Origin of the sequence: Streptomyces turgidiscabies Car8, from assembly GCF_000331005.1 — a bacterium.
GTDB classification, from domain to species: Bacteria; Actinomycetota; Actinomycetes; order Streptomycetales; family Streptomycetaceae; genus Streptomyces; species Streptomyces turgidiscabies.
The window spans coordinates 1-25,943 of the sequence record NZ_AEJB01000172.1; the positions used below are offsets into that span (position 1 = coordinate 1).

The window sequence follows — 25,943 nt, forward strand, 5'->3', positions numbered from 1 at the left end:
GACGGGCTGGGGGTGCGGGCCTGCGCTGGGAAGATGCCGTAATCGGGTGGGCTGGGTGGGAAACACGGCCTGGGCTGGAGCAACCTCGCTCGTCGAACTCCGGCGTCAAGGTCTCCTCAACCCACCAGCCGCAGCCGCTCCCCGCACACCCCCACCCGTACCGTCTGCCCCCACGTCAACTGCAGCGCGTCCCCCTCCATCCCGTCCCCGAACGCCACCAGCCGCTCCGACTCGACCGTGAGCCGGAGCCCGGAGCCCCTCGCCAGTTCGCCCGCCACCAGCGACGTTCCGGTGACCGGCGAAGGCCATGCCTCCCGGACGAACCACAGCAGGCGGTCGTCGGTGGGGCGGGGCAGGGGCAGGGTGGCGCCCCGCTCCTGCCACACCGACCGCAGCCAGCCACTCGCCCCCGTGCCCGTGCCCACCAGCACCCCGGACGAGGCCTGGGCTTCGACGGCACCCCTGTCGTCGTCGAGGCCCAGGCGGTAGCGGACCGTCTGGTGGCCGGGTGCCCCCAGGTAGATCTCGTTGAGGGCGAGCAGCCGCTGCGTGTCGTCGGCGACCGCCTCGACCATGGTGAGTTCGTCGACGCCGGTGTTCCGCGCGAGCGCTGCGGGGAGCAGACTCGCCATGTCCGTCGGCCGGTGCCTTACCAGGACCCCGGGATTGCGCCCCGGGTCGGTGTCGACGCCCAGAACCGGCTGCCCCGCGAGGTACTTGGCGACATTCGCCACCAGCCCGTCCTGCCCGACCACGACGACCACGTCCTCGGGAGCGAAGAGGAAACGGTCCAAGTCCGCTCGTTCGACCCGGGTCTGACGCCAGGTCAGGGGAATCGCCGCCGTCACCTCCGCCATGGAGCGGCGGGCCCGGTGGTGGCGTTCGGCGATCTCCTCGATGTCCCGTCCCCGGGAGCGCAGGAAGAAGGCGGCCTGGCCGTGGGTGCCGTGCCGGGCCACCAACTCCTCGTACTCCGTGGTGCGATGGACCAGAACGGCCCGCGGAGCGAGGCTCACTGCTGTGCTCCTCCGAGCCTGGCGAGCAGGCCGGTCAGTACGTCCGGTGACACCGTCAGGCTGTCGATCCGGGGCAGGTTCTCGGCGAGCCGGGTGCCCGTCAGGGCGTGCAGCATCGTCACATCCGCGTCGGCGTGGGCGTGCAACCACGCGGTCTGGGCCTGGGCCCGAGCCTCGCCCACCCCGCGTACGCTCTCGGCCTCCGCCTCCGCGAGCCGTACCACCCGCGCCGCCTCCGCCTCGGCCCGTACCGCGTCGGCCGCCGCGTACTCCTCGGCCTCCCGGCGGGCGTTCGTGCCCCGCTGGTCGACCAACTGCTCTTCTCTTCGGGCGAGTTCGATCTGGCTGGCCAGTTCGTTCTCGGCGATGGCCCGCTCGCGTTCGACGGCCACCGCACGGCGTTCGTAGGTCGCCCGGTCGGCCTCCTGCTGGATCTGTTCGCGGGCGGGTGTCCGCAACGCCCGCTCCACCTCGGGCTCCGGCCGCAGTGCCACCACCCGTACGGCCACGACCTCGATGCCCGTGGCCGGCAGCCGCGGCTCGGCGGCCAGCCCCGCCGCGACCCGTTCACGCACCGACGCCACCCCGTCGACCAGCGCGGACGCCAGTGCCGTACGAGCCAGGACGTCCAGGGCGTGCTGCTGGGCGGTCTCCGTCAGCAGCGTCGCCAGCTGCTCCAGGGGCGCGCTCCGCCAGACACCGGTGTCCGGGTCGACGGAGAAGTCGAGGCGGGTGGCTGCCAGGGCGGGGTCGCTGATGCGGTAGGTGACGGTGGCCTGGACCGCCACGTCCTGGAAGTCGGACGTACGGGCATGGAAGGTCATCGCCAACTCGCGGTCGTCGACCGGGACTTCGGAGAGGGTGGCGGTCAGGGCGCGGAACCAGAAGCTGAGTCCGGGACCGTCGTGGGTCAGTCGGCCGGAGCGGTGATGGCGGATGTGGGCGGTGGGCGTGCCGCGCAGATGGCGCCAGCCGAGGCGCCGGGTGATGTCGGCCATGTGTCTGTCGTCCATCCCTCGTCCGGTGCGGGAGCCGCTGTTCGCGGGCCCTTCCGCATCCCTTGTCGTCATGTGGACGATATTCGGTCGGCTCGCTTATCGTCAAGGGGACGAGATGGCGGAGCGGGAGGAGGAGGGTTATCGCACATAAACCGCCGACCAGCGGGTGAACGGGGTGCCGAGTGGTCAGGATGGAGACATGGGATTCCATGTCGACTCCGAGGCCGGGCGGCTGCGCCGCGTCATCCTGCACCGGCCGGATCTAGAGCTCAAGAGGCTCACCCCCAGCAACAAGGACGCGCTCCTCTTCGACGACGTCCTGTGGGTGCGCCGGGCGCGCGCCGAGCACGACGGCTTCGCCGACGTCCTGCGTGACCGGGGGGTCGCCGTCCACCTCTTCGGCGACCTGCTCACCGAGGCCCTGGCGATCCCGGCGGCCCGCACCCTCGTACTGGACCGTGTCTTCGACGAGAAGGAGTACGGGCCGCTCGCCACCGACCATCTCCGCGCCGCCTTCGAGAACCTGGCCGCCCCCGCGCTGGCCGAACTGCTCATCGGTGGCATCACCAAACGCGAGTTCCTGGCCGCGCACCCGGAGCCGACCTCCGTCCGTTTTCATGTCATGGACCTGGACGACTTCCTCCTCGGTCCGCTCCCCAACCATCTCTTCACCCGTGACACGTCCGCCTGGATCTACGACGGCGTCTCCATCAACGCGATGCGCTGGCCCGCCCGCCAGCGGGAGACCGTGCACTTCGAGGCGATCTACCGGCACCATCCGCTCTTCCGTGACGAAACCTTCCGCCTCTGGTCGGAGGGGCAGGCGGACTACCCCTCCACCATCGAGGGAGGGGACGTCCTCGTCATCGGCAACGGTGCAGTACTCATCGGGATGAGCGAGCGGACCACGCCCCAGGCGGTCGAGATGCTCGCGCACAAGCTCTTCGCCGCCGGTTCGGCCGAGACGATCGTGGCGCTCGACATGCCCAAGCGGCGCGCGTTCATGCACCTGGACACCGTGATGACGATGGTCGACGGAGACACCTTCACCCAGTACGCCGGACTCGGCATGCTCCGCTCCTACACCATTGAACCGGGCGTCGGGGACAAGGAGTTGAAGGTCACCGACCATCCGCCGGAGCACATGCACCGGGCGATCGCCGCCGCACTCGGACTGAGCGAGATCCGCGTCCTGACCGCGACCCAGGACGTGCACGCGGCCGAGCGTGAGCAGTGGGACGACGGGTGCAACGTCCTCGCCGTCGAGCCGGGTGTGGTCGTCGCGTACGAACGCAACGCGACCACCAACACGCATCTGCGCAAGCAGGGCCTGGAGGTCATAGAGATCCCGGGCAGTGAGCTGGGGCGGGGGAGGGGCGGGCCGCGCTGTATGAGCTGCCCGGTGGAGCGGGACGCGGTGACGTAGTCGGCTGTCGGGTGCTCGCTCGAAAACCTTTCCGCATAGAAATGTAAGGAGTCGTATAGACTTCCATTCGTCCACGTCCCGTACGTCCTGCCGGATCACTTGGAGTGCCCCCATGGCGACCGTCCCGACCGCCCTCGCCGGGCGCCACTTCCTCAAGGAGCTGGATTTCACCGAGGAGGAGTTCCGCGGGCTGCTCGACCTCGCCGCCGAGCTCAAGGCGGCGAAGAAGGCGGGGACGGAGACGCGGTACCTGACCGGCAAGAACATCGCGCTGATCTTCGAGAAGACCTCGACGCGCACGCGCTGCGCGTTCGAGGTCGCGGCGGCGGATCAGGGGGCCTCGACGACGTACCTCGACCCGTCGGGCTCGCAGATCGGGCACAAGGAGTCCGTCAAGGACACCGCCCGGGTGCTCGGGCGGATGTACGACGGGATCGAGTTCCGGGGCGACAGTCAGGCGGCGGTGGAGGAGCTGGCCGCGTATGCGGGCGTGCCGGTGTTCAACGGCCTGACCGACGACTGGCACCCCACCCAGATGCTGGCCGACGTGCTGACGATGACCGAGCACAGCGACAAGCCCCTGAAGGAGATCGCCTTCGCCTACCTCGGCGACGCGCGCTTCAACATGGGCAACTCGTATCTGATCACCGGCGCGCTGCTCGGCATGGACGTACGGATCGTCGCACCGCAGGCCTACTGGCCCGCCGAGGACGTCGTCGCCGGTGCGCGGAAGCTGGCGGAGGTGAGCGGTGCGCGGGTGACGCTGACCGAGGATGTGGCGGCGGGTGTCCGGGGCGCCGACTTCGTCGCCACCGACGTGTGGGTGTCGATGGGGGAGCCGAAGGCGGTGTGGGCGGAACGGATCGCCGCGCTGGTTCCGTATGCCGTGACGATGGACGTCCTGCGGGCGACGGGGAACGCGGACGTGAAGTTCCTGCACTGTCTGCCGGCGTTCCATGATCTCGGGTCGAAGGTGGGGCGCGAGATACACGAGACGTACGGGCTGGAGTCGCTGGAGGTCACGGACGAGGTGTTCGAGTCGGGGCACTCGGTGGTGTTCGACGAGGCGGAGAATCGGCTGCACACGATCAAGGCCGTGCTGGTCGCTTCGCTGGCGTAGGGGGGCTTTTCTTCGCCCCCGCCGCCCCTACCCGTCCCATCCCGTTCCTGGGGGCTGCGCCCCCAGACCCCCCTGTCGCGCTGAACGCGCTCGTCCTCAATCGCCGGACGGGCTGGAAATGCGCGCCTGCGTCCTCAAACGCCGAACGGGCTGGAACGCCTACTGTCGGCGCCACTGTGCCGGTACCACAGGTACCCGGAACCACACCGCCTTGCCGGACTCCGTGGGGCGGTGGCCGCAGGATGAGCTCAGGGTTCGGATCAGCAGCAGCCCTCGGCCGTGTTCCTGCCAGGGATCCGGTTCCTCCGACAGCGGGCGCGTCAGATTTCCCGGCGGTGCCGGGTCGCGGTCGTGCACCTCGACCTGGCAGCTGGTCGGCAGCAGCTCCACCACCAGCTCTATCGGCGCGTCCCCTGCCGTGTGCTCCACGGCGTTCGCCACCAGCTCGGCGGTGAGCAGTTCCGCCGTGTCGCAGTCCGCCGCCGCGTGCTCCAGCTCGGTCAGAGCCGTACGGACCAGCGCGCGGGCGACAGGCACCGCCGCGGCGGTGTGCGGCAGGGCGATACGCCAGGAGGCGGGGGCGGGGAGTTCTTGCACGGCGGTTCCGTTCATGGAGCAGGCTGTCCTGCTTTCAACAATAGGAAGGGTACGGCGGGGTCCGGCAGGGGCGCTGGTCGGGCGCCGGGCGGGACCTTCGGTCCCGCTCACCGTCGACTTACCCAGACCAACGGCCTGTCTCCCTCGACCACTCCCACTGTTACCGCGCTATTGACACCTCGTGACCGGACGGGATCACCGAAACAGAGGCTCTATCGCGAACTCATGACGACAGTCACAGATAGGTGATAGCTTCGTAGGAAGCCGTCCCCCCTCGACGCGGAGGCCGCGCATGAGTCCCTTCACCGGCTCGACCCCCCGCACCTCCGCCTGGGATCACCTCCGCGTCGACCTCGCCCCCACCGGCGTGGCCACCGTCACCCTCGCCCGCCCCGAGAAACTCAACGCCCTCACCTTCGGCGCCTACGCCGACCTGCGCGACCTGCTCGCCGAGCTGTCCCGGGAGCGGTCGGTACGGGCACTGGTACTGGCCGGCGAGGGGCGCGGCTTCTGCTCCGGCGGAGACGTCGACGAGATCATCGGCGCCACCCTCTCCATGGACACCGCCCAACTGCTCGACTTCAACCGCATGACCGGGCAGGTCGTGCGGGCCGTACGGGAGTGCCCGTTCCCGGTGATCGCCGCGGTGCACGGGGTGGCGGCGGGCGCCGGCGCGGTGCTCGCGCTGGCCGCGGACTTCCGTGTCGCCGACCCGTCGGTGCGCTTCGCGTTCCTCTTCACCCGGGTCGGCCTCTCCGGCGGCGACATGGGCGCCGCCTACCTCCTGCCCCGGGTCGTCGGACTCGGCCACGCGACCCGTCTGCTGATGCTCGGCGAACCGGTGCGGGCGCCCGAGGCCGAGCGCATCGGCCTGATCAGCGAACTGACCGACGAGGGCCGCGCCGACGAGGCCGCCCAGACGCTGGCCCGCCGCCTCGCGGAGGGCCCGGCACTGGCGTACGCGCAGACGAAGGCCCTCCTCACCGCCGAACTGGACATGCCGCTGGCGGCAGCCGTGGAACTGGACGCCGCCACGCAGGCCCTCCTGATGACCGGCGAGGACTACGTCGAATTCCACGCGGCGTTCACAGAAAAACGCCCCCCCAAATGGAGCGGACGGTAACCGTGCCCACCCAAGGGGCGCGGGGAACTGCGCGACCAGCCACCGACGGCCCGCAGTCGCCAACAATGACCAGCCACCCCAGACGCATCGCGATCATCGGCGGCGGCCCCGGCGGCCTCTACGCCGCCGCCCTCCTCAAACGCCTGCGACCCGACCGGCAGATCACCCTCTGGGAACGCAACGCCCCCGAAGACACCTTCGGCTTCGGAGTGGTCCTCTCCGACGAGACCCTCGGTGGCATCGAACACGCCGACCCCGTGGTCCACGCCGCCCTGCAACAGCACTTCGTCCGCTGGGACGACATCGACATCGTCCACCGCGACACCCGCCACACCTCCGGCGGACACGGCTTCGCCGCCCTCGGCAGGCGTCGGCTCCTGGAGATCCTGCACACCCGCTGCCGCTCACTCGGAGTCGAGCTGCGCTTCCGTACGGAGGCCCCGTACCCGGCGTGGCTGGCGGAGACGTACGACCTGGTCATCGCCGCCGACGGGGTGAACAGCACCACCCGTGAGGCCTACGCCCACGAGTTCCGCCCCCGGCTGACCAGCCACCGCTGCCGTTACCTCTGGCTCGCCGCCGACTTCGCCCTCGACGCCTTCCGCTTCGAGATCGCGGAGACGGAGCACGGCGTGATGCAGCTGCACGGATACCCGTACTCCCGCCCGTCGCCCGACCACCACCCCTCAACGGGGCCCTCCGGGCCGCAGAATCAATTCGACGCCTCGACCGTGATCGTCGAGATGCGGGAGGAGGTGTGGCGGGCGGCGGGTTTCGACGGACCGGACGTCGCCGCGTCGGTCGAACGCTGCGCCAAGATCTTCACGGACGCCCTCGGCGGACGGCCGTTGCGCGCGAACAGACCGGCGTGGACCACGTTCCGTACGGTCGCCAACGACCGCTGGTCGCACGGCAACGTCGTCCTCCTCGGGGACGCCGCCCACACCGCGCACTTCTCCATCGGCTCCGGCACCAAGCTCGCCGTCGAGGACGCCCTCGCGCTCGCCGCCTGTCTGGAGGAGCGGCCGACCCTGGCCGAGGCGCTGGCGGCGTACGAGGAGGAGCGGCGGCCCGTCGTCGCCTCCACCCAGCGGGCGGCCCGGGCAAGCCTGGAGTGGTTCGAGAACCTTCCCCTCTACCAGGACCAGCCGCCCCGCCAGTTCGCGTTCAACCTCCTCACCCGCAGCCGACGCGTCACCCACGACAACCTGCGGCTGCGCGACCCGCGCTTCACCGCCGCCGTGGAGCGGGAGTTCGGGTGCCCACCCGCCACCCCGCCGATGTTCACGCCCTTCCGGATGCGCGAACTGACCCTCCGTAACCGGGTCGTCGTGTCCCCCATGGACATGTACTCGGCCGCCGACGGCGTCCCCGGCGACTTCCACCTCGTCCACCTGGGTGCGAGAGCGCTGGGCGGCGCCGGCCTGGTGATGACCGAGATGGTGTGCGTCAGCGCGGAGGGACGCATCACCCCGGGCTGCGCCGGCCTCTACACGGAGGAACAGGCCGAGGCCTGGCAGCGCATAGCCGCCTTCGTCCACTCCCAGGCCTCCGGCACCGCCCTCGGCGTCCAGCTCGGACACTCCGGCCGTAAGGGCTCGACGAAACTGATGTGGGAGGGCATCGACGAGCCCCTGGACCAGGGCAACTGGCCCCTGGTCGCCGCGTCCCCGATCCCGTACCGGCCGGACAGTCAGACCCCGCACGAGCTGACGCACACGCAACTCGACGCGATCCGGGCCCAGTTCGTGGCAGCCGCGCGCCGAGCCGCCCGCGCCGGCTTCGACCTGCTCGAACTCCACTGCGCCCACGGCTACTTGCTCTCCGGCTTCCTCTCCCCGCTCACCAACCACCGCACGGACGCGTACGGCGGCCCGCTCGCCGCCCGACTCCGCTTCCCCCTCGAAGTCTTCGACGCCATAAGGGAGGTGTGGCCGGACGGGCGTCCCATGACGGTCCGTATCTCGGCCACGGACTGGGCGGACGGCGGTACGACGGCCGAGGACGCCGTCGGGATCGCGCGTGCCTTCGTCGCCCACGGCGCCGACGCGATCGACGTGTCGACCGGCCAGGTGGTGGCCGACGAGCGCCCGGAGTACGGCCGTTCGTACCAGACCCCGTTCGCCGACCGCGTCCGCCACGAGACGGGTGTGCCGGTGATCGCCGTCGGCGCGATCTCGTCCTGGGACGACGTCAACTCCCTGATCCTGGCGGGCCGTACGGACCTGTGCGCGCTGGCGCGCCCCCATCTCTACGACCCGAACTGGACCCTGCACGCGGCGGCCGAACAGGGCTACGAGGGGCCGGGCGCAGTCTGGCCGGCGCCGTACCGTGCGGGCGGCCGACGCCCGCGCACCGGACGCACGGACGACCCCAAACCCCGTCTCACCCTCGGGAGTTGACCGCAGCCGTCCCCGCAGTCGGCGTTGCCCTCACGTGCGACAGCGCGGACACCCCGCTCCCACGAGCCCCCGCTCCGCGAGCACCTCGTACACCGCGTCCGCCGACCGGTCCGGGGTCTGGTCCTGTGTCGGCAGGGTCAGCGCGGGGTCCACCGGCGGCTCGTACGGGTCGTCGACGCCGGTCAGGCCGGTCAGCCGGCCCGCCGCATGCCGTGCGTACAGCCCCTTCACGTCCCGCCGGCCGCACACCTCGACCGGGGTCGCCACATGGACCTCGATGTACGGCGTCCCGCTCGCGTCGTGCCGTTTACGCACCGCGTCGCGGCTGTCGGCGTAGGGGGCGATCACCGGGACGAGGGACAGGACGCCGTTGCGGGCGAGTACCTCGGAGACGAGTCCGATGCGCTGGACGTTGGTGTTGCGGTCCTCGCGGGAGAAGCCGAGGCCCGCGGAGAGGAAGCGGCGGATCTCGTCGCCGTCCAGGATCTCCACCCGGTGCCCCTCGGCGCGCAGCCGGCTGCCGAGCAGCTGGGCGATCGTCGTCTTACCCGCGCTCGGCAGCCCGGTGAGCCAGACGGTGGCTCCCTGAGCCCTGGTAGGTCGCGTGGGCCCGGCCGTGGTGGTCATACGCAACAGTCCTCGTCTCTCTCCCGGCGTGCGGCCCCCCGGACGTTAGGTAAGAAACTTGAGAAGAGGCGAAGAGGAACCTGAGGGTTCCGTGAGCGGCACCTGATGTGGCAGAGGTCACAACCCCGCGAACTCCGCCCCCGCGTCCCGCAGCCGGGCGTGCAGGCCCTGGAAGACGGCCGCCGAGCGGACGCCCGGCCAGTCGGCGGGGAGCAGGTGGGCGGGGAGGCCGGGGTCGGTGTACGGGAGGTGGCGCCAGGAGTCCAGGGCCACCAGGTAGTCGCGGTACGCCTCCTCGGGCGGAGTGTCCTCGCGCTTCTCCCAGTCGCGCAGCACGCGCGCGTGGCGGTCGAGGAACGCCTCGTGCTCCTTGGCGATCGCGGCCAGGTCCCACCAGCGGGAGACCGCCTCGCCCGTCGCCGCGAAGCCCAGGTGATCGCCGCGGAAGAAGTCCACGTACGGGTCGAGGCGCAGCCGCTCCAGGGTGTGGCGCGTCTCCTCGTAGAGGCGGGCCGGGGCGATCCACACGCCCGGAGCCGCCGTGCCGAAGCCGAGTCCGGCCAGCCGGGAACGCAGGACATGGCGCTTCTGCCGCTCCGACTCGGGGACGGAGAACACGGCGAGGATCCAGCCCTCGTCGTGCGGGGGCGGGGCGGCGGCGTACACGCGCCGGTCGCCGTCGTCGAGCAACTGGCGGGCCTCCGGCGACAGTTCGTACCCGGCCGCGCCCTGCGCCGTACGGGCCGGCAGGAGCAGGCCGCGCCGCTTGAGGCGGGACACGGACGACCGTACGGAGGGCGCGTCGACGCCGACCGCGGCGAGGAGCCGGATCAGCTCGGCGACGGGTACCGGGCCGGGCATGAAACGGCCGTACGCGCCGTAGAGCGTGACGATGAGGGACCGCGGGGCGTGCTGTTCGGACACGTTGATCATTTTAGGCCGCCGAAGTCACTGCTGCTCGCCATTTCCGCTGGTCAACTACCTTCGGTGAATGACTTTCGGTCAAGATCATTTGGTCGGGGGGCGTAGCCGGAAGCGCTGGAGCTTGCCCGTCGCCGTCCGGGGCAGGGCTTCCAGGAAGACGATCTCGCGCGGACACTTGTACGGCGCCAGCTCCTTCCTGACGAACGCGCGCAGCGCCTCACTGTCCCGCCGTACGCCCTCCTTGAGCACGGCGTACGCCACCACGACCTGCCCGCGCGCCTCGTCGGGCCGCCCCACCACCGCGGTCTCCACGACGTCCGGATGGCGCATCAGCGCCTCCTCGACCTCCGGGCCCGCGATGTTGTACCCGGCCGAGATGATCATGTCGTCGGCCCTGGCCACGTACCGGAAGTAGCCGTCGCCGTCCCGGACGTAGGTGTCCCCGGTGATGTTCCAGCCGTCCCGCACATACGTGCCCTGGCGCGGATCGGCGAGATACCGGCACCCCACCGGACCGCGCACCGCGAGCAGCCCGGGCGTGCCGTCCGGCACCGGCGCGCCGTTCTCGTCCTGCACGCGCGCGTGCCACCCCGGCACCGGCACCCCGGTCGTGCCGGGCCTGATGTCCCCGTCGGCCGCCGAGATGAAGATGTGCAGCAGTTCGGTCGCGCCGATGCCGTTGATCAGCCGCAGGCCGGTGCGCTCGTACCAGGCCCGCCAGGTGGCCGATGGCAGGTTCTCGCCCGCCGAGACGCAGCGGCGCAGTGAGCCGATGTCGTGGGCGTCGAGTTCGTCGAGCATCGCGCGGTACGCCGTCGGCGCCGTGAACAGCACCGAGACGCGGTGCTCGGCGATGGCCGGCAACAGCTGTTTGGGGCCCGCCTGTTCGAGGAGAAGGGCACTGGCCCCGGCCCGCATCGGAAAGACCACCAGGCCGCCCAGCCCGAAGGTGAAACCGAGCGGCGGACTGCCGGCGAACACGTCGTCGGCGTTCGGCTTCAGTATGTGCCGCGAGAACGTGTCGGCTATGGCGAGCACGTCCCGGTGAAAGTGCATGCACCCCTTCGGGCGGCCGGTGGTGCCGGACGTGAACGCGATCAGCGCCACGTCGTCTGCCGCGGTGTCCACGTCGGGAAACGGCGTGCCGGGTACCGGACGGTTCAGCAGGTCGTCGAGGCCGTCGCCGCCGTACGTCGTGATCCGCAGCCCCGGTATCTCCGCCCCGGCGAGGTCGTCGAGGGCCCGGATGTCGCACAGCGCGTGCCGCACCTGGGCGATCTCGCACATCGTGCTCAGCTCCTGCGGACGCTGCTGGGCCAGCACGGTGACCGCGACCGCGCCCGCCTTCAGTACCGCCAGCCAGCAGGCCGCGAGCCAGGGCGTGGTGGGGCCGCGCAGCAGGACCCGGTTTCCGGGCACGACCCCGAGATCCCGGGTCAGGACATGCGCGACCCGGTCGACACGGGTGCGCAGCTCGCCGTACGTCCACACCTCGCCGACGGCGGTACGGAACGCCGGGCGCCCGGCGGCGGGGCCGCTCAGCAGCTCGGCCGCGCAGTTCAGCCGGTCGGGGTAGCGCAGCTCGGGCAGGTCGAGGCGGAGGTCGGGCCACTGGTCCGGGGGCGGGAGACGGTCGCGCGCGAAGGTGTCCACATGGGCCGAGGGTGCCCGTCGGGCGGGGTCGGTGCGCTCCTCGGGAGCCCCGCAGTATCCGGGCACCCCGGGGTGCCCGGGCTGCTTGGGCTGCCTGGTGTGCATGGGGTCCATCGCGGTTCGCCCCCTTGCCGTGGTGGGCGTACTGGTGGGCCGGACCGGCCCTGCCAAAGGAGCGTATCGTGTTGGTGACGACAGTCAACGGTGCGCGATATCGTCGAGGGGAGCCGCTACCGGCGGCCTCGGAGGGAGGACCGGCGATGCCCGCATTCTCGCTCGAACCGGCGCAGGCCGCCTGGTGTGCCGAGCTGCGCACGCTGGCCGCCGACCGGCTGCGCCCACTCGCCGAGAAAGGTGACCCGGGCCGCGTCAATCGCCCCCTCGTCGCCGAACTCGGCCGACTCGGCCTGCTCTCCCGGCTGTTCACCTCCGGCGCGCTCGACCTGTGCCTGATGCGGGAGTCCCTCGCCCACGCCTGCACCGAGGCGGAGACCGCCCTCGCCCTCCAGGGCCTCGGCGCCCATCCCGTCCACGCCCACGGCACCCCGGCCCAGCGCGAACGCTGGCTGCCCCGGGTGAGCGAGGGCAGCGCGGTGGCCGCGTTCGCGCTGAGCGAGCCGGGCGCGGGCTCCGACGCGGCGGCCCTGTCCCTCACGGCCACCCCCGACGGTCCCTCCCGCTGGCGCCTCACCGGCGAGAAGTGCTGGATCTCCAACGCCCCCGAGGCCGACTTCTACACCGTCTTCGCCCGTACGACAGCGGGGGCGGGGGCCCGTGGAGTCACGGCCTTCCTGCTCCCCGCCGACCGGCCCGGCCTCACCGGCAGCGCCCTCGACATGCTCTCCCCGCACCCCATCGGCGCCCTCGCCCTCGACGCCGTACCGGTGACCTCGGACGACGTCATCGGCGAACCCGACCGCGGATTCCGGGTCGCCATGGGCACCCTGAACCTGTTCAGGCCGAGCGTCGGCGCCTTCGCGGTCGGTATGGCCCAGGCGGCCCTGGACGCGACTCTCTCCCACACCGCAGGGCGGGACGCGTTCGGCGGCAAGCTGAAGGACCTCCAGGCCGTCGCCCACCAGGTCGCCGACATGGCCCTGCGCACGGAGGCGGCCCGGCTGATGGTCTACGCGGCAGCGGCGGCGTACGACGAAGGCGCACAAGGCGTCCCGGGGCGCGCCGCGATGGCGAAGCTGCTGGCCACCGAGAGCGCGCAGTACGTCGTCGACGCGGCCGTCCAGCTGCACGGCGCGCGGGCACTGCGGCGCGGCCATCTCCTCGAACACCTCTACCGGGAGGTGCGGGCGCCGCGTATCTACGAGGGTGCGAGCGAGGTCCAACGGTCGGTCATCGCGAAGGAGTTGTACAAGAACGTGGACGGGGACACGGGCAGGGAGGCGGGTGCCTGATGAGTGCCGAGCGCGTCAATCCGGCCGGTCTCTCGCCGCCCACCGGTTTCTCGCACGCCGTCGTCGCCACCGGCTCCCGGCTGGTGTTCCTCGCGGGGCAGACCGCGCTCGACGCCGACGGAAAGGTCGTGGGGGACACCCTGCCCGAGCAGTTCGAGCGGGCCCTCGCGAACCTGCTCGCCGCGCTGCGTGCGGCCGGTGGCGCGCCCGCCGACCTGGCCCGCGTCACCGTGTACGTCACGGATGTCGCCGAATACCGCGCCCAGGCCCCTCAACTCGGCGGTATCTGGAGGAGGTTGGCGGGACGCGACTATCCGGCGATGGCGGTCGTCGGGATCGTGCGGCTCTGGGACGAACGCGCCCTGGTCGAACTCGACGGGTTCGCGGTGCTGCCGTAGCGGGTCGGGCAGCCGGGGTCGTTTCAGGCCGCGGTCGCCAGGCGGTGCGGTGCGATCACGCGGCCGTCGGGCAGCAGCTCGCCGGTGTCGTCGAAGACGATCGCGCCGTTGCACAGGAGGTTCCAGCCCTGCTCGGGGTGGAAGGCGACGATGTGCGCGGCGTCACGGTCGGGGCGGTCGGCCGAGGGGCACGGCGGCTGGTGTGAACACATGGTGTGCCTCCGGATCGGATGCGGTGCTCGGGCGGTGCTGGAGTGCTCGGGTTCTCGGTGCTCGGGTGTTCGCCTGCGATGGTTCCTTGCCACTTCTGACGATGCCCGTGCCGGGGGCCCGGCGCCAAGTCGTGTCGGGGAAGCGTGACACCACGCGGACGTGCTGTGACACCACCCTGACATTCGGAAAAGATCCGGAAGCGTGGCAGTCGGAGCGCGCGACTCGCCGACGAAGGGGTGATGATCACGCGCGTGGGCGCGTGGGACCAGTACCTGTGGACTCCCCCCAAGGAGGTTTCCCCATGTCACTGTCCTTCGCGCCGTCCCTCTCGTCCCTCTCCCGTGCCGCGGCCGTCGTCGCCGGCGCCGCGCTGCTGACCGTCGCCCCCGCCCTGACCGCGGCCCAGGCCGCGGACGAGGGCTTCGACCAGGTGACCGTCGAGTCCGGCAGCATCACCCACGACGGCGAACTCACGCTCGCCGGCAGCTACCGCTGCCTCAACGCCGCAGGCGACTCCGTCCGCGTCGCCGCCTCCATCGAGCGCGGCGAGAACGTCTGGTACGGCATGGACAGCATCCCCGCGAGCTGTGACGGCTCCTGGCACCAGTGGTCGAACACCAAGGCCACCGAGCCGGGCGCCTACCGGCCCGGCCCGGTGCGGGTGAAGACCAGCCTGGTGGAGTTCCGCCGCTCGGGCTTCATCCCGATGCCGACCGTCCACGCGGAGCGGATCCAGGAAGTCGTCCTCACGGAGGTCTGATCCGCGCCCGGCCCCAGGGGCCGAGGGGGCCGGCCGGTGCTACGCGCCGGTCAGCCCCCGCATCCACTCCTCGACCTCGTCGGACGTACGGGGCAGCCCGGCCGACAGGTTCTCGTGACCGTCCGCCGTCACCAGGATGTCGTCCTCGATACGGACCCCGATGCCCCGGTACTCCGGCGGCACCGTCAGGTCGTCCGGCTGGAAGTACAGGCCCGGCTCGACCGTGAGGACCATGCCGGGTTCGAGGGTGCCGTCGACGTACGCCTCGGTGCGCGACCTCGCGCAGTCGTGCACGTCCAGGCCGAGCATGTGACCGGTGCCGGCCATGGTGAAGCGGCGCTGCAGGGCCAGCTCGTACACGTCGTCCGGGTCGCCCTCCAGGAGGCCCCACTCGACGAGCTTCCCGGCCAGGTACCGCTGGGCGGCGACATGGAAGTCCCGGTAGGCGGCACCGGGCTTGACCGCCCTGATGCCGGCTTCCTGCGCCTCGTACACCGCTTCGTAGATGGTCCGCTGGAGCGGGGAGAAGGTGCCACTGATGGGGAGCGTGCGGGTGACGTCGGCGGTGTAGAGGGAGTTCGTCTCCACACCCGCGTCGAGCAACAAGAGCTCGCCGGGGCGGACTTGGCCGTCGTTGCGCTGCCAGTGCATGATCGTGGCGTGCTCGCCGGCGGCACAGATCGAGCCGTAGCCGACGTCGTTGCCCTCAAGTCGGGCGCGGCGGAAGAAGGTTCCCTCGATCCAGCGCTCCGAGGTGGCGACGGCGGTCGCCAACTCCCGTACGACATCGGTGAATCCGCGTACGGTCGAGTCGACCGCCTTGCGCATCTCGCCGATCTCCCACTCGTCCTTCACCAGACGCAGCTCGGACAGCACCGACTTCAGCTCGGTGTCACGCTCCTCGTCCGTCGCGACGGCGGCTTCGAGCCCGGCGTCGTAGCCGCGCACGATCCGGGTCGGGGCGGCCGGGGCCGCGCGCAGTTCGGCGGCGGCCTCGCGCACATCACGGCAGGGCAGGCCGAGGAGCTGCTCGGCCTCCGCGAGGGAGTGCCGGCGGCCGACCCACAGCTCGCCCTGGGCCGCGCCCTGCCAGAACTCGCCGCTCTCCCGGTCGGAGCGGGGCAGCAGATAGGCGGTGGCGTCATGGCCGTCGGCGCCGGCGCGGGGTTCGAGGACGAGGAGCGCGTCCTCGGTCTGGTCGCCGGTGAGATGGACGTACTCGGTGGACGGGCGGAAGGGGTAGTGCGTGTCGTTGGCGCGGACCTTGAGGTTGCCGGCCGGGACGATCAGGCGCTCGCCGGGGAACCGGGCGGAGAGGGCGGCGCGGCGCTCGGCGGCGTACGGCGCCTGCTCCACGGGGCGCAGGTCCTGGAGCTCGGTGTCGGCCCACCCCGTCGTCATCAGCTCGGCCAGCTGGGGCGAGACGGACGGGTAGAGGCGGTTCTTACGGTCCTTCGTCTCCGCACTCTCCGCGGCTTCGGACGTTCCGGGGAGTTCGGGGGTCTCGGCGAGCTCGACGACTTCGGCGGTCTGGCTGGTCTCCGTGGATTCCCTGGACACCTGGGGGCACCTTCTTCGTCTTGAGGTCAGGTCGGCTGAGAGCGGCCCCTGAAAATGAGAGTTGACAAGGTCTCTGACCTGGGCACTATCACATTCACGGCCATCGAAGTAGCTTCGGTTTGTGGAGTTGTAGATGAGAGTGGGTCTGACCAGCCCTTATCGAGCGGCGGCGGCCTCAGCGCAACGCTACCGCCGTGATCGCCCCTACAGTCAGAGCTGACGGCGCATCACGTCGACGCAGACGGCCCGGGCGGCGGTTTGCTGCCAGGCGGGACCCATCTGTGCACCGGCTTCGGCTTGTGCCGTTGCCGCGAGGGCCGCTCAGAGGCGCGGGCACCGCACCGGGCGGCATCGCCGACACCGGCGCGCACCTGTATCACCTGACCACCGGCAGCATCGACCGCCGCCTCGAAGGCTGTGCGCCGGAATGCCCCTACGACGGCCGCCTCCGCGTTCTCGGCGATCACACACCCGTGTCCGTCACGAGCCGGCATGACGCTGCTGAACAGGCGCGTGACGCTCGCCGCCAGGCCGCACGCCGGTGGCCGGTACGCCTCCGGCGAGCCGTGGACGACCTGATCGCCGGCTACCGCTGACCAGAGCCGCTTCACCGTCCGCCAGGGCCCGTGGCTCCTTGGTCGTGTCGGACTGCTCGTGCCGGGTCTCAGCCAGTTGTGGTCACAGGGTGCTGCCGCTGCCGTACGGGGCGTACAGGTCCAGCAGGCGGGTGCGGGCCGAGCGCAGCCGGTGCGCGACGATGTCGCCCATCCACTGGGTGACCGCGTGGCCCAGAGCGGGGTCGTCCTGGCACATCGCCCGTACGGCCACGGCGTCGAACTCGTACGCACGTACAGGTGTCGCGGTCTCGGCTCCGAGATGCCAGGCGTGTGGTGCGAACAGCCAGGACCAGCCGACGAGTTCGTTGTGGCCGAGGGTCTCGATGACGGCGGCCCGGCGGCCGGGGACCCGCATGTCGAGGTCGATGGTTCCGGTGCGGATGATCCAGAACCGGTCGGCGCGTCCGCCCTCCTCGAAGAGGCGGACTCCTTGCGGGAACGACACCTCACGGGCGATACGCATCAGCCGGTGCCGGTGCTCGGCGGGCAGCGCCCGCAGCATGCTGGGAGTGGGCGGAGTGTTCATGACGGGCCTCCAGGACGGGCGTACTCACCTGCCATGTCCAGCGTGCGCCCGTACTCCGGCGCGAACCATGGGCCACCCGGTCCCACGGCCGGGCCATCCGGCACCGCACGAGACCCCTTCGGCACCCTGTGCCGCCGCCTGCCCTGATGTTCGATGAAGACGTGAGACACGTGAGGCAGCCCGGTCGAAGGGAGTGAGCACCGTGGGTACGACACTGACGCCGGACTTCTGGAAGCTGTTCGCCGTCCTCCTGGTGATCGCCATGGCGGTGACCTTCGTGGTCAGTGCCGTGCTCGACGCGCTGACGTTGCGGATGCTGCGCCGCCGTGCCGCGCACGGCCGATCGCCGGGCACGCGGGCGACCGATGTCTCCCACCGGTCCGGCCGGACTCCGGTGCGTCACTGAGCTGAGGACGAGGACCCCGCCGGTGGAGTTCGCGAACGCGGCGATGTCCTTGGCCAGTTCGCCTCCACCCTCCGTGCCATTGGCGTGCGGTTCGAGCTTGTGGTCGAGATCCTGGCCCTCGGCGGCGAGGGGGTTGTTCAGCAATTTCCGCACGTCGTCGGCCGTGGCCTGGGCGGGGTCTGTGCCGAGCAGTGTGGCCAGGCGGCGGTAGTGCGACATGTCGGCACGGTAGCGGCAGGGCCGGGAACAGTGCTTCACGGTTTCGCGGCCGATGAGCTGCGGCCGACGGGTGGGCTTCGGCGCATGACCGGCGGGCGTTGGGCCGAAGGGTCCCTCGAAGGGGCTGGGCGGCCCCTGGTCGCGAGGGTGTCCCTGCACGAGGCTCGGCAGGAGAACGGGCAGGCCGAGTAGGCCCGGCAGTCACAGGAGGAGCCCACCATGCTTCGGCACATCACCACGGGAATCGACGGATCCGCCGAGAGCCTTGCCGCCGCGCACTGGGCGGCCCGTGAGGCGGTGCGTCGCGGCGTCGCGCTGAACCTCGTGCACGCCTGGACGCTGCACCCGCATCCCGCACCCTTCGTTCCCGCGGACCGGAGCGAGCGGAGCTGGGCCGAGGAGACCCTGGACACGGCGCTGGGCGGTATCCGTGCCGCGCACCCCGGGCTGCGGGTCGAGGAGCACCTGGTGCGCGACTCCGCGGTGGACGCCCTTCTCGTGGCGGCCGAGGAGACGGAGCTGCTGGTCCTCGGGTCCCGAGGTCTCGGTGGCGTCGCGGGATTCATGACCGGCTCGGTGTCCCAGCGGGTCATCGCCAGGTCCGCCCGCCCGGTCGTGCTCGTACGGGCGGGCGATTCTTCTGCCGATGAACACCTGTCGGTTTCGGACGGAGTCGCGCCGGACGAGATACCTGAGACCCCGTACCGCGATGTCGTCCTGGGACTGGATACCCAACACCCCTGCGACGAACTGATCGACTTCGCCTTCACGTCCGCTCGGCGCCGCGACGCCGCGCTGCACGTGATCCACGCCTTCAACGCCCCGCCCTTCCACGTCGCCGACGGGGGCCCGGTCCCACCCACCGGCCCCGAACTGCTCGCCGCACAGGAACACTCCGTGGTCGCGGCGCTGCGCCCGTGGTGCGAGAAGTATCCCGAGGTCCGGGTGACTGAGACCGTATCCGAGGGACGGGCCGCCACCGCGCTGGTGCGGGCGTCGGCCGGAGCCTCTCTCGTCGTAGTGGGGCGCCGGCCACGGGAGACCCGCCTCGGCCCGCACATCGGCGCTGTCACCCACGCGGTGCTGCACCACGTCGGCTGCCCGGTGGCTGTCGTCCCGCACGACTGAACCCGTGCCGTGAGAGTGCTCCGGGCACCGGCGGCCCCAGGGAGGGAAGAGCCATGACCACGCGTCACGTCGTCGTTGGTGTGGACGGCTCCGTCGTCGCCGTACGAGCGCTGGATCTGGCCGCCGACGAGGCGGCCCTGCGCGCCACCACCCTGGAGATCGTGTACGCCGTGCCCGACCTCGACGAGGCCTGGCCGGAGCTGGCGTCTGCCGCCTCCCGGGTGGCCTACCGCCATCCGGGCCTGCCGGTCGTCACGGTCCCCGTCGGGGGGCACCCGGCGGCCGTGCTGGCGGAACGCGGACGTGAGGCCGCGCTGACCGTCGTCGGCCACCGGAGCCCCGGCGAGCTCGCGGGTACGGTGCTGGACTCGGTGAGCCGGAGCCTGGCCGCGCACGCGCACGGCCCGCTGCTGGTCATACGCGGCGACTCCCCACCGCACCTGCACAACGAGGTACTGCTCGTCCTCGATGCAGACGCAGACGCCGACACGGCCGCGTACGCCATCCACGAAGCGGGACTCCGCGGCGCCGGGCTGCGCATCCTTCGGCCCCCCGCGTATCGCCGCCCGGCTTCGGCGCCGGTACAGCCCCGCCGAAGCGAGGCCGCCGCGGCACACGTCGTCCCCGCCGGCGATGTGCTGGTGGGACAGGGCGAGCGGTACCCGCGCGTCCAGAGGGAGACCCAGGACGCCGGCCCCGCCTCGACGCAGGCCCTGCTGGAGGCCACCCGTACGTCCGACCTCGTCGTCATCGGCTGCCGATCTGGTTCGGGCGGCCATGGACGCCACCTCGGTTCCGGGACCCGCATGTTGCTGAATCGGGCCCACTGCCCGGTGCTGGTGGTTACCGCGGGGCAGGAGAGCACCAGGCCCTCCCCCACGTGAACAGATGCGCGCCGGCATGGGCCGAACGGCCCCACGGGCAGGGACGGACGGCGAGATTGGGGTGCGCTGCCCGGCCCTCCCGGCGGCCGTCGCGCCTCACGAGTATCGAAAGCAAGGCATTCCCGTGCGAAGTGAGGGAGAGAACCGGCGATGACAGCAACGACGACGGCCGGAACCCGGGCGCCCGAGGCCTGGCGTGGCTTCGCCGGCACGGCCTGGCGCGAGCGAAGCGAGATGGGGGTCCCCCCGGCCGAAGGCTGGGGGAGGATCGACGTGCGCGACTTCATCCAGGCCAACTACACGCCGTACGAGGGCGATTCCGCCTTCCTGGCCGGTCCCACGGACCGGACCCGAGCCGTGTGGGAGGCGGTCAGCGCCCTGTTCCCGGAAGAACGACGCCGTGGCGTCCTCGACGTGGACACCGCGACTCCGTCGACGATCACCTCGCACGCGCCCGGATACATCGACCGTGAGCGGGAGTTGATCGTCGGACTGCAGACCGACGCCCCGCTGAAGCGGGCGATCATGCCGAACGGCGGCCTGCGAATGGTCCAGAGCGGGCTGAGGGCGTACGGGTACGAGCCCGACCCGTTCGTCACGCGCGTCTTCGGGACCTATCGCAAGACCCACAACGACGGGGTGTTCGACGCGTACACCGCCGAGATGAAGGCCGCCCGCAGGGCCGGGATCATCACCGGGCTGCCGGACGCCTACGGCCGGGGCCGGATCATCGGCGACTACCGGCGCGTCGCGCTGTACGGCACCGACCGCCTGGTGGAGGACAAGCGCGCGGAGCGTGCCCGGCTGGACACCGAGCCGTCGCACCAGGACGTCATCCGCGACCGTGAGGAACTCGCCGAGCAGATACGGGCGTTGGGGGAGCTGACGGAGATGGCGGCCACCTATGGCTGTGACGTCACCCGGCCCGCGACCACCGCCCACGAGGCGGTGCAGTGGCTCTACCTCGGCTATCTCGCCGCGGTGAAGGAGCAGAACGGCGCCGCGATGTCGCTGGGCCGCACCTCCACCTTCCTCGACGTCTACCTGCAGCGGGACCTGGACGAGGGGATCCTCGACGAGTCCCGCGCCCAGGAACTGATCGACGACTTCGTGATCAAGCTGCGGATCGTACGGTTCCTGCGCACCCCCGAGTACGACGCCCTGTTCTCCGGCGACCCGACCTGGGTGACGGAGTCGATCGGCGGCATCGGAAGCGACGGGCGCCCGCTGGTCACCCGTACCTCCTTCCGCTTCCTGCGGACCCTCTACAACCTCGGCCCCGCCCCGGAACCCAACCTCACCGTGCTGTGGTCGCCCCGACTGCCCTCCGGTTTCAAGGAGTTCTGCGCCCAGGTGTCCATCGACACCAGCGCGGTCCAGTACGAGTCCGACGAGCTGATGCGCCCGAGCACCGGTGACGACACCGCGATCGCCTGCTGTGTCTCGGCCATGGCGGTCGGGAAGCAGATGCAGTTCTTCGGAGCGAGGGTCAATCTCGCCAAGGCCCTGCTGTGCGCGGTCAACGGCGGCCGGGACGAGATGACCGGCGAACAGATCGCCCCCGAGGCGCCTGCTCTGACGGGCGAGTACCTGGACCACGATCAGCTGTCGGCAGCCTACGACCACGTCCTCGACTGGCTCGCCCGCACCTACGTCAACACACTCAACGTCATCCACTACATGCACGACAAGTACGCCTACGAGCGCATCGAGATGGCCCTGCACGACCACCCGGTGCACCGCTTCATGGCCTGCGGTATCGCCGGACTCTCGGTCGCCGCCGACAGCCTGTCCGCCGTCAAGTACGCGCGGGTCAAGGTGTTCCGTGACGCCACCGGCCTCGCCGTCGACTTCCGCACCGAGGGCGACTTCCCGGCCTACGGCAACAACGACGACCGCGCGGACAGCATCGCCGTAGGACTGGTCGAGTCCTTCATGGCGAAAGTGCGCAAGCACCCCGCCTACCGGGACGCGGAGCACACCCAGTCGGTGCTGACCATCACCTCGAACGTCGTCTACGGCAAGCACACCGGAAACACCCCCGACGGGCGCCGGGCCGGACAGCCCTTCGCACCCGGCGCCAACCCCATGAACGGCCGCGACCGGCACGGCGTCGCCGCCTCCGCGCTGTCGGTGGCCAAACTCCCGTACGAGCAGGCCCGCGACGGCATCTCCCTGACCACGACCATCACCCCGGAGGGGCTGGGACACGCCCCCGACGAGCGTGCGGGCCACCTGGTGGGCATCCTCGACGCCTACACGGCCTCCGGCGGATTCCACATGAACGTCAACGTGCTTGACCGCGCCAGGCTGGAAGACGCCATGGAACACCCCGAAAAATACCCGGAGTTGACCATCCGGGTCTCCGGCTACGCCGTCAACTTCGTCAGGTTGACCCGCGAGCAGCAGCTCGATGTGATCAGCCGCACCTTCCACGAATCGCTGTGAACACCGCGACCCAGCCGGTGACGGGCCGGATCCACTCCTGGGACCTGTCCACCGGCGTGGACGGTCCCGGGACCCGCTTCGTCCTCTTCGTGAGCGGCTGCCCGCTGCGCTGCCTGTACTGCGCCAACCCCGACACCTGGCACATGCGCGACGGCCGGGAGGCCACCGTCGACGAGGTGATGACGGAGATCGAGAAGTACCGCGCCTTCATCACCACGGCCGGCGGCGGGGTGACACTCACCGGCGGGGAGCCGCTGCTCCAGTCCGCCTTCACCCGCGAGATCCTGCGCCGCTGCAAGGAGGCGGGACTGCACACCGCCCTGGACACCTCGGGGTTCCTGGGCTCCCGCGCCACCGACGAACTCCTCGCCGACACCGACCTGGTCCTGCTCGACATCAAGTCCTTCGACGTCACCACCTACCGGAAGCTCACCGGCGGCCGACTCGCTCCCACGCTCTCCTTCGCCACCCGCCTCGACCGGCTTGGCGTCCCGATGTGGATCCGCTACGTCCTGGTCCCGGGCTGGACCGACGCCCCGGACGCCGTCCACGGGCTCGCCCGGTTCGTGGCCGGCCTCGGCAGCGTCGAGCGGGTGGACGTCCTGCCGTTCCACAGACTCGGCGCCGCGAAGTACGAAGCGCTCGGGATACCGTTCCCGCTGCGCGACACCCCCGCTCCCGATCCCGCGCTGACCGAGCGGGTGCGGGAACAGTTCACACGCCAGGGCGTCGCGGCCTACTGAGCGCGGCCCCACTCCCGGTAGGCGGCCACGGCGGTCGGCAGGGTGGGGAAGATGAGGCCGGTGCCGACGGACTCCGTCAGGCCGTACGCGTCCAGATCGTCACGGAGGTCCTGCTTGACGCGGGCGAGGGCGAAGACGATGCCGCGGCCGGTCAGCTCCAGGCGCAGTGCCTCCACGGCGTCCAGCGCGGTGATGTCGACCTCCACGTTGGCCTCCGTGTTGAGGACGAACCAGCGCACCGGTCCTTCGTGGTCGCCGACTTCGTCGACGGCGGCCAGGGCCCGGCGGTGGAAGTTCTCCGCGTTGGCGAAGAAGAGGGGCGAGTCGTAGCGGTAGACCACCAGCCCGGGGATCGTCCGGGCCGCGGGGTAGTCGTCGACATCGTGCATGCCGGCCACCCCGGGAACCACGCCCTCGACCGCGTCGTGGGGGCGCGCGACCCGGGTCAGCAACTCGGCCACCGACAGACCGACGGCGACCAGCACCCCGTACAGGATGTCCAGGGCCAGTACACCGGCCAGGCAGCCGAGCGCCAGCAGCAGCTCGCGGCGCCGGAAGGCCGCCAGCCGCCGGAAGCCCGCCAGGTCGATCATGCGCAGGGCGGCGTAGACCACGAGCGCGCCCAGCACGACCGACGGGGTCCGGGTGAGCAGGGGACTGAGGAAGAGCAGGACGGCGAGGACCGCAGCGGCGGCGAACAGTGAGTACGCCTGGGAGCGGGCGCCCGCCGAGGAGGCGAGCGCGGTGCGGCTGGCGCTGCTGCTGACCGGGAATCCGTGCACCGCCCCGGCACCGAGGTTGGCCGCGCCCAGGGCCAGTAGCTCCTGGTTGGCGTCGAGGCCGGTTCCCTCGTCGGCGGGGCCGGTGAAGGCGCGCGCGGTGAGGATGAAGTCGGTGTAACCGACGAGGAGGACACCGAGAGCCGCCACGACCAGGTGGGGCAGCTCGGCCAGGTTCGGGGCGGCCAGGCCGGGCAGTCCCGCCGGGACGTCGCCGATCACCTTGACGCCGTGGCGGTCGTCGAGGCCGAGGACGGCCACTGCCGTCGTGGCGAGGACCACGGCCAGCAGGGGGCCGGGCACAGCGGGGAAGAAGCGGGCCACGGCGAGGACGAAGGCGAGCAGGACCACCGCCAGGAGCAGCGTGGCGAGATGGATCTGCGACAGGTGCCCTCCGAAGGACCACAGTTGGGGGAAGAAGGCCGAGCCCGTCGTGCGGACCCCGGTGAGCTTGGGCAGCTGGTCCACGATCATGATCAGTGCCACGCCCGTGAGGTAGCCGACGAGGACCGGCCGGGAGAGCAGGTCCGCGACGAAGCCCAGCCGCACCGCCCAGGCCGCGACACACAACAGCCCGACGGTGATCGCCAGGGTGGCTGCCAGTGTGGCGTAGCGGCCCGGATCTCCCGCGGCCAGGGGCCCGACCACGGTCGCCGTCATCAATGCGGTCGTCGACTCGGGCCCGACCGACAGCAGACGCGAGGAGCCGAGCAGGGAGTACAGGACGAGCGCGGGCAGGATCGCCCACAGTCCGGTGACCGGAGGCAGACCGGCCACTCCCGCGTACGCCATCACCTGCGGGACGAGATAGGCGGCCACGGTGACCCCGGCCAGCAGGTCGCCGCGCAGCCAGGTACGCCGGTAGGCGAGCAGTGAGTGGAGCCCCGGCGCCAGACGGTGCCACACGGGAACGGGTCTGCCCGGGCTCTGGGACATGGGCCTCCTTCTTCTGCCGAGTGAGCTCATGATCCATGTACGGGTGGGCGATCGCGAGGGACGGGGCCGCTCCCGGTCGCCCGCCCGGAGCCCAACACGTCCTCGGAACAGGGCCGTTCAGCCCCACGGCGGCGGACCTTCGGCATCGCGCGAGACGCCCTGCACGGCACGAGAGTAAGGGGTGTCAGACAACACCCCGACCGTTCCCGAAGGGATCACCACCATGGCCGTGCACGAGCACCCTCACCAGCGCCCGGGCTTCCACCTGCCGTCCCTGCGCAGGAACAGGATCGCCTCCGCTCCCGAGTCCGCCGTGTCGGCACGTACCGACACACAGACCGCGCAGGCCTACGCTCTCGCCTCCCTGCGCCTGCTCAGCGGGTTCGTCTTCCTGTGGGCCTTTCTCGACAAGACCTTCGGCTTCGGTTACGCGACCCCGTCCGGCAAGGGCTGGATCGACGGCGGCTCGCCCACCATGGGCTTCCTGGGCCATGTGGCCGTCGGGCCGATGGAGTCCACCTTCCACTCCTGGGCCGGGGACACCTGGGCGGACTGGCTGTTCATGCTCGGTCTGCTGGGCATCGGCCTCGCCCTGGTCAGCGGCATCGCGCTGCGGCTCGCCGCCGTCGCGGGCACCGCGATGATGGCGCTGATGTGGATCGCGGAATGGCCGCCGGCCAAGCACCTGTCCGACGGGTCGCTGAGCATGTCGACCAACCCGTTCACGGACTACCACCTCATCTACGCCGTCGTCCTCATCACCCTCGCGGCGGCGGGCGCCGGTGTCACCTGGGGGCTCGGCAAGCAGTGGGCCAAGCTGCCGTTCGTCAGCCACAACCGGTGGTTGCGCTGACCGCGGGAGGAGCGGCTCCCCGCCGCTCACGCTCAGGCGGCCGTCCACGACCTCTGCCGAACTGTCGCCGTCGCCAAGGTCACCGCCAGTGCCGACCATCCCCGCTGGTGGTGCCACTCCCACCGCATGCGCATCCTCCCCACACGCCGCCTCCACCGCGGCCCGCATCCGAGCCATC

General features: G+C 71.1%; 24 protein-coding genes. 14 read left to right on the plus strand and 10 right to left on the minus strand.

Going from position 1 to position 25,943, the window contains the following annotated elements; genetic code table 11:
• Positions 1–116 precede the first annotated feature (116 nt).
• Complete coding sequence (locus STRTUCAR8_RS10650; RefSeq protein WP_006375658.1) at positions 117–1,016, minus strand: NAD(+)/NADH kinase; 900 nt, start codon at positions 1,014–1,016, stop codon at positions 117–119.
• The gene (locus STRTUCAR8_RS10655) at positions 1,013–2,014 is read right to left on the minus strand and encodes an SPFH domain-containing protein (RefSeq protein ID WP_006375637.1); all 1,002 of its coding nucleotides are present in this window, start codon (positions 2,012–2,014) and stop codon (positions 1,013–1,015) included. Before STRTUCAR8_RS10655 ends, STRTUCAR8_RS10650 begins: the two co-directional genes overlap by 4 nt.
• A 199-nt stretch (positions 2,015–2,213) precedes the next feature.
• Between STRTUCAR8_RS10655 and STRTUCAR8_RS10660 the strand changes: the two genes are divergently transcribed.
• Both STRTUCAR8_RS10660 and argF read left to right on the plus strand, forming a co-directional pair.
• The gene (locus STRTUCAR8_RS10660) at positions 2,214–3,440 is read left to right on the plus strand and encodes an arginine deiminase (RefSeq protein ID WP_044471987.1); all 1,227 of its coding nucleotides are present in this window, start codon (positions 2,214–2,216) and stop codon (positions 3,438–3,440) included.
• A 112-nt stretch (positions 3,441–3,552) separates the two neighbouring features.
• Complete coding sequence (gene argF / locus STRTUCAR8_RS10665; protein ID WP_006375633.1) at positions 3,553–4,560, plus strand: ornithine carbamoyltransferase; 1,008 nt, start codon at positions 3,553–3,555, stop codon at positions 4,558–4,560.
• Between the two features lie 159 nt (positions 4,561–4,719).
• On the opposite strand, the gene STRTUCAR8_RS10670 is transcribed toward argF, so the two are convergent.
• Positions 4,720–5,172, minus strand: coding sequence for an ATP-binding protein (locus STRTUCAR8_RS10670; RefSeq protein WP_006375639.1), 453 nt, complete (start codon positions 5,170–5,172; stop codon positions 4,720–4,722).
• A 277-nt stretch (positions 5,173–5,449) separates the two neighbouring features.
• Here STRTUCAR8_RS10670 and STRTUCAR8_RS10675 point away from each other — a divergent pair, with 277 nt between their 5' ends.
• Positions 5,450–6,280, plus strand: coding sequence for an enoyl-CoA hydratase family protein (locus STRTUCAR8_RS10675; RefSeq protein ID WP_006375670.1), 831 nt, complete (start codon positions 5,450–5,452; stop codon positions 6,278–6,280).
• A gap of 65 nt (positions 6,281–6,345) precedes the next feature.
• Positions 6,346–8,682, plus strand: a complete 2,337-nt coding sequence (locus STRTUCAR8_RS10680) for a bifunctional salicylyl-CoA 5-hydroxylase/oxidoreductase (RefSeq protein WP_006375656.1) — start codon at positions 6,346–6,348, stop codon at positions 8,680–8,682.
• A 30-nt stretch (positions 8,683–8,712) separates the two neighbouring features.
• Here the strand turns inward: STRTUCAR8_RS10680 and cysC are convergent, their stop codons facing one another.
• From cysC to STRTUCAR8_RS10695, 3 genes are all read right to left on the minus strand, one after another.
• On the minus strand, positions 8,713–9,309 hold the full coding sequence (gene cysC / locus STRTUCAR8_RS10685; RefSeq protein WP_006375669.1) for an adenylyl-sulfate kinase: 597 nt from the start codon (positions 9,307–9,309) through the stop codon (positions 8,713–8,715).
• A 117-nt stretch (positions 9,310–9,426) separates the two neighbouring features.
• The gene (locus STRTUCAR8_RS10690) at positions 9,427–10,242 is read right to left on the minus strand and encodes a PaaX family transcriptional regulator (RefSeq protein ID WP_006375648.1); all 816 of its coding nucleotides are present in this window, start codon (positions 10,240–10,242) and stop codon (positions 9,427–9,429) included.
• A 75-nt stretch (positions 10,243–10,317) separates the two neighbouring features.
• Positions 10,318–12,000 carry an AMP-binding protein gene (locus tag STRTUCAR8_RS10695; RefSeq protein WP_078507164.1) on the minus strand — a complete coding sequence of 561 codons (1,683 nt, stop codon included), beginning with the start codon at positions 11,998–12,000 and terminating at the stop codon, positions 10,318–10,320.
• 146 nt (positions 12,001–12,146) lie between these two features.
• Between STRTUCAR8_RS10695 and STRTUCAR8_RS10700 the strand changes: the two genes are divergently transcribed.
• Together STRTUCAR8_RS10700 and STRTUCAR8_RS10705 are read left to right on the plus strand one after the other, a co-directional pair.
• A complete protein-coding gene (locus tag STRTUCAR8_RS10700) occupies positions 12,147–13,295 on the plus strand; it encodes an acyl-CoA dehydrogenase family protein (protein WP_006375667.1) in 1,149 nt (382 codons plus the stop codon).
• Positions 13,295–13,693, plus strand: a complete 399-nt coding sequence (locus STRTUCAR8_RS10705; protein ID WP_006375663.1) for a RidA family protein — start codon at positions 13,295–13,297, stop codon at positions 13,691–13,693. Before STRTUCAR8_RS10700 ends, STRTUCAR8_RS10705 begins: the two co-directional genes overlap by 1 nt.
• 23 nt (positions 13,694–13,716) lie before the next feature.
• Here the strand turns inward: STRTUCAR8_RS10705 and STRTUCAR8_RS10710 are convergent, their stop codons facing one another.
• Positions 13,717–13,905 carry a DUF5999 family protein gene (locus STRTUCAR8_RS10710; protein WP_006375664.1) on the minus strand — a complete coding sequence of 63 codons (189 nt, stop codon included), beginning with the start codon at positions 13,903–13,905 and terminating at the stop codon, positions 13,717–13,719.
• A 302-nt stretch (positions 13,906–14,207) separates the two neighbouring features.
• On the opposite strand from STRTUCAR8_RS10710, the gene STRTUCAR8_RS10715 reads away from it, so the two are divergent.
• Positions 14,208–14,666 (plus strand): DUF6299 family protein, encoded by a 459-nt coding sequence (locus STRTUCAR8_RS10715; RefSeq protein ID WP_006375661.1) that lies wholly within the window; start codon positions 14,208–14,210, stop codon positions 14,664–14,666.
• 39 nt (positions 14,667–14,705) lie between these two features.
• Here the strand turns inward: STRTUCAR8_RS10715 and STRTUCAR8_RS10720 are convergent, their stop codons facing one another.
• Positions 14,706–16,067 carry an aminopeptidase P family protein gene (locus STRTUCAR8_RS10720; RefSeq protein WP_044471991.1) on the minus strand — a complete coding sequence of 454 codons (1,362 nt, stop codon included), beginning with the start codon at positions 16,065–16,067 and terminating at the stop codon, positions 14,706–14,708.
• A gap of 464 nt (positions 16,068–16,531) precedes the next feature.
• Between STRTUCAR8_RS10720 and STRTUCAR8_RS10725 the strand changes: the two genes are divergently transcribed.
• Entirely contained in the window at positions 16,532–16,822 is a 291-nt protein-coding gene (locus STRTUCAR8_RS10725; RefSeq protein ID WP_143666434.1) for a hypothetical protein, read from the plus strand.
• Between the two features lie 82 nt (positions 16,823–16,904).
• Here STRTUCAR8_RS10725 and STRTUCAR8_RS10730 read toward each other — a convergent pair whose 3' ends face one another.
• Positions 16,905–17,369, minus strand: a complete 465-nt coding sequence (locus STRTUCAR8_RS10730; protein ID WP_006375665.1) for a cyclic nucleotide-binding domain-containing protein — start codon at positions 17,367–17,369, stop codon at positions 16,905–16,907.
• A gap of 202 nt (positions 17,370–17,571) precedes the next feature.
• Between STRTUCAR8_RS10730 and STRTUCAR8_RS10735 the strand changes: the two genes are divergently transcribed.
• From STRTUCAR8_RS10735 to pflA, 5 genes are all read left to right on the plus strand, one after another.
• A complete protein-coding gene (locus tag STRTUCAR8_RS10735; protein WP_006375644.1) occupies positions 17,572–17,775 on the plus strand; it encodes a hypothetical protein in 204 nt (67 codons plus the stop codon).
• A 438-nt stretch (positions 17,776–18,213) separates the two neighbouring features.
• Positions 18,214–19,122 (plus strand): universal stress protein, encoded by a 909-nt coding sequence (locus STRTUCAR8_RS10745; protein WP_006375635.1) that lies wholly within the window; start codon positions 18,214–18,216, stop codon positions 19,120–19,122.
• A gap of 53 nt (positions 19,123–19,175) precedes the next feature.
• Complete coding sequence (locus tag STRTUCAR8_RS10750) at positions 19,176–20,006, plus strand: universal stress protein (protein ID WP_006375631.1); 831 nt, start codon at positions 19,176–19,178, stop codon at positions 20,004–20,006.
• Positions 20,007–20,156: 150 nt separating this feature from the next.
• Positions 20,157–22,454, plus strand: coding sequence for a formate C-acetyltransferase (gene pflB / locus STRTUCAR8_RS10755; RefSeq protein ID WP_006375641.1), 2,298 nt, complete (start codon positions 20,157–20,159; stop codon positions 22,452–22,454).
• On the plus strand, positions 22,451–23,197 hold the full coding sequence (gene pflA, locus STRTUCAR8_RS10760) for a pyruvate formate-lyase-activating protein (protein WP_006375630.1): 747 nt from the start codon (positions 22,451–22,453) through the stop codon (positions 23,195–23,197). Before pflB ends, pflA begins: the two co-directional genes overlap by 4 nt.
• Here pflA and STRTUCAR8_RS10765 read toward each other — a convergent pair.
• Positions 23,191–24,912: a SulP family inorganic anion transporter gene (locus STRTUCAR8_RS10765; RefSeq protein ID WP_006375650.1), complete on the minus strand. Its 1,722-nt coding sequence runs from the start codon at positions 24,910–24,912 to the stop codon at positions 23,191–23,193. The two genes, pflA and STRTUCAR8_RS10765, sit on opposite strands and share 7 nt — an antisense overlap.
• 223 nt (positions 24,913–25,135) lie before the next feature.
• Here STRTUCAR8_RS10765 and STRTUCAR8_RS10770 point away from each other — a divergent pair, with 223 nt between their 5' ends.
• Positions 25,136–25,765: a DoxX family membrane protein gene (locus STRTUCAR8_RS10770; RefSeq protein WP_044471993.1), complete on the plus strand. Its 630-nt coding sequence runs from the start codon at positions 25,136–25,138 to the stop codon at positions 25,763–25,765.
• Positions 25,766–25,943: the final 178 nt, after the last annotated feature.

Coding starts and splice junctions, on each gene's coding strand:
- STRTUCAR8_RS10750 (WP_006375631.1), top strand. CDS start 19,176: ATGACCACGCGTCACGTCGTCGTTGGTGTGGACGGCTCCGTCGTCGCC.
- STRTUCAR8_RS10720 (WP_044471991.1), bottom strand. CDS start 16,067: ATGACGACGGGGTGGGCCGACACCGAGCTCCAGGACCTGCGCCCCGTG.
- STRTUCAR8_RS10670 (WP_006375639.1), bottom strand. CDS start 5,172: ATGAACGGAACCGCCGTGCAAGAACTCCCCGCCCCCGCCTCCTGGCGT.
- STRTUCAR8_RS10680 (WP_006375656.1), top strand. CDS start 6,346: ATGACCAGCCACCCCAGACGCATCGCGATCATCGGCGGCGGCCCCGGC.
- STRTUCAR8_RS10675 (WP_006375670.1), top strand. CDS start 5,450: ATGAGTCCCTTCACCGGCTCGACCCCCCGCACCTCCGCCTGGGATCAC.
- STRTUCAR8_RS10770 (WP_044471993.1), top strand. CDS start 25,136: ATGGCCGTGCACGAGCACCCTCACCAGCGCCCGGGCTTCCACCTGCCG.
- STRTUCAR8_RS10745 (WP_006375635.1), top strand. CDS start 18,214: ATGCTTCGGCACATCACCACGGGAATCGACGGATCCGCCGAGAGCCTT.
- cysC (WP_006375669.1), bottom strand. CDS start 9,309: ATGACCACCACGGCCGGGCCCACGCGACCTACCAGGGCTCAGGGAGCC.
- STRTUCAR8_RS10660 (WP_044471987.1), top strand. CDS start 2,214: ATGGGATTCCATGTCGACTCCGAGGCCGGGCGGCTGCGCCGCGTCATC.
- pflB (WP_006375641.1), top strand. CDS start 20,157: ATGACAGCAACGACGACGGCCGGAACCCGGGCGCCCGAGGCCTGGCGT.
- STRTUCAR8_RS10705 (WP_006375663.1), top strand. CDS start 13,295: ATGAGTGCCGAGCGCGTCAATCCGGCCGGTCTCTCGCCGCCCACCGGT.
- STRTUCAR8_RS10700 (WP_006375667.1), top strand. CDS start 12,147: ATGCCCGCATTCTCGCTCGAACCGGCGCAGGCCGCCTGGTGTGCCGAG.
- STRTUCAR8_RS10765 (WP_006375650.1), bottom strand. CDS start 24,912: ATGTCCCAGAGCCCGGGCAGACCCGTTCCCGTGTGGCACCGTCTGGCG.
- argF (WP_006375633.1), top strand. CDS start 3,553: ATGGCGACCGTCCCGACCGCCCTCGCCGGGCGCCACTTCCTCAAGGAG.
- STRTUCAR8_RS10690 (WP_006375648.1), bottom strand. CDS start 10,242: ATGATCAACGTGTCCGAACAGCACGCCCCGCGGTCCCTCATCGTCACG.
- STRTUCAR8_RS10715 (WP_006375661.1), top strand. CDS start 14,208: ATGTCACTGTCCTTCGCGCCGTCCCTCTCGTCCCTCTCCCGTGCCGCG.
- STRTUCAR8_RS10710 (WP_006375664.1), bottom strand. CDS start 13,905: ATGTGTTCACACCAGCCGCCGTGCCCCTCGGCCGACCGCCCCGACCGT.
- STRTUCAR8_RS10730 (WP_006375665.1), bottom strand. CDS start 17,369: ATGAACACTCCGCCCACTCCCAGCATGCTGCGGGCGCTGCCCGCCGAG.
- STRTUCAR8_RS10695 (WP_078507164.1), bottom strand. CDS start 12,000: ATGGACCCCATGCACACCAGGCAGCCCAAGCAGCCCGGGCACCCCGGG.
- STRTUCAR8_RS10655 (WP_006375637.1), bottom strand. CDS start 2,014: ATGGCCGACATCACCCGGCGCCTCGGCTGGCGCCATCTGCGCGGCACG.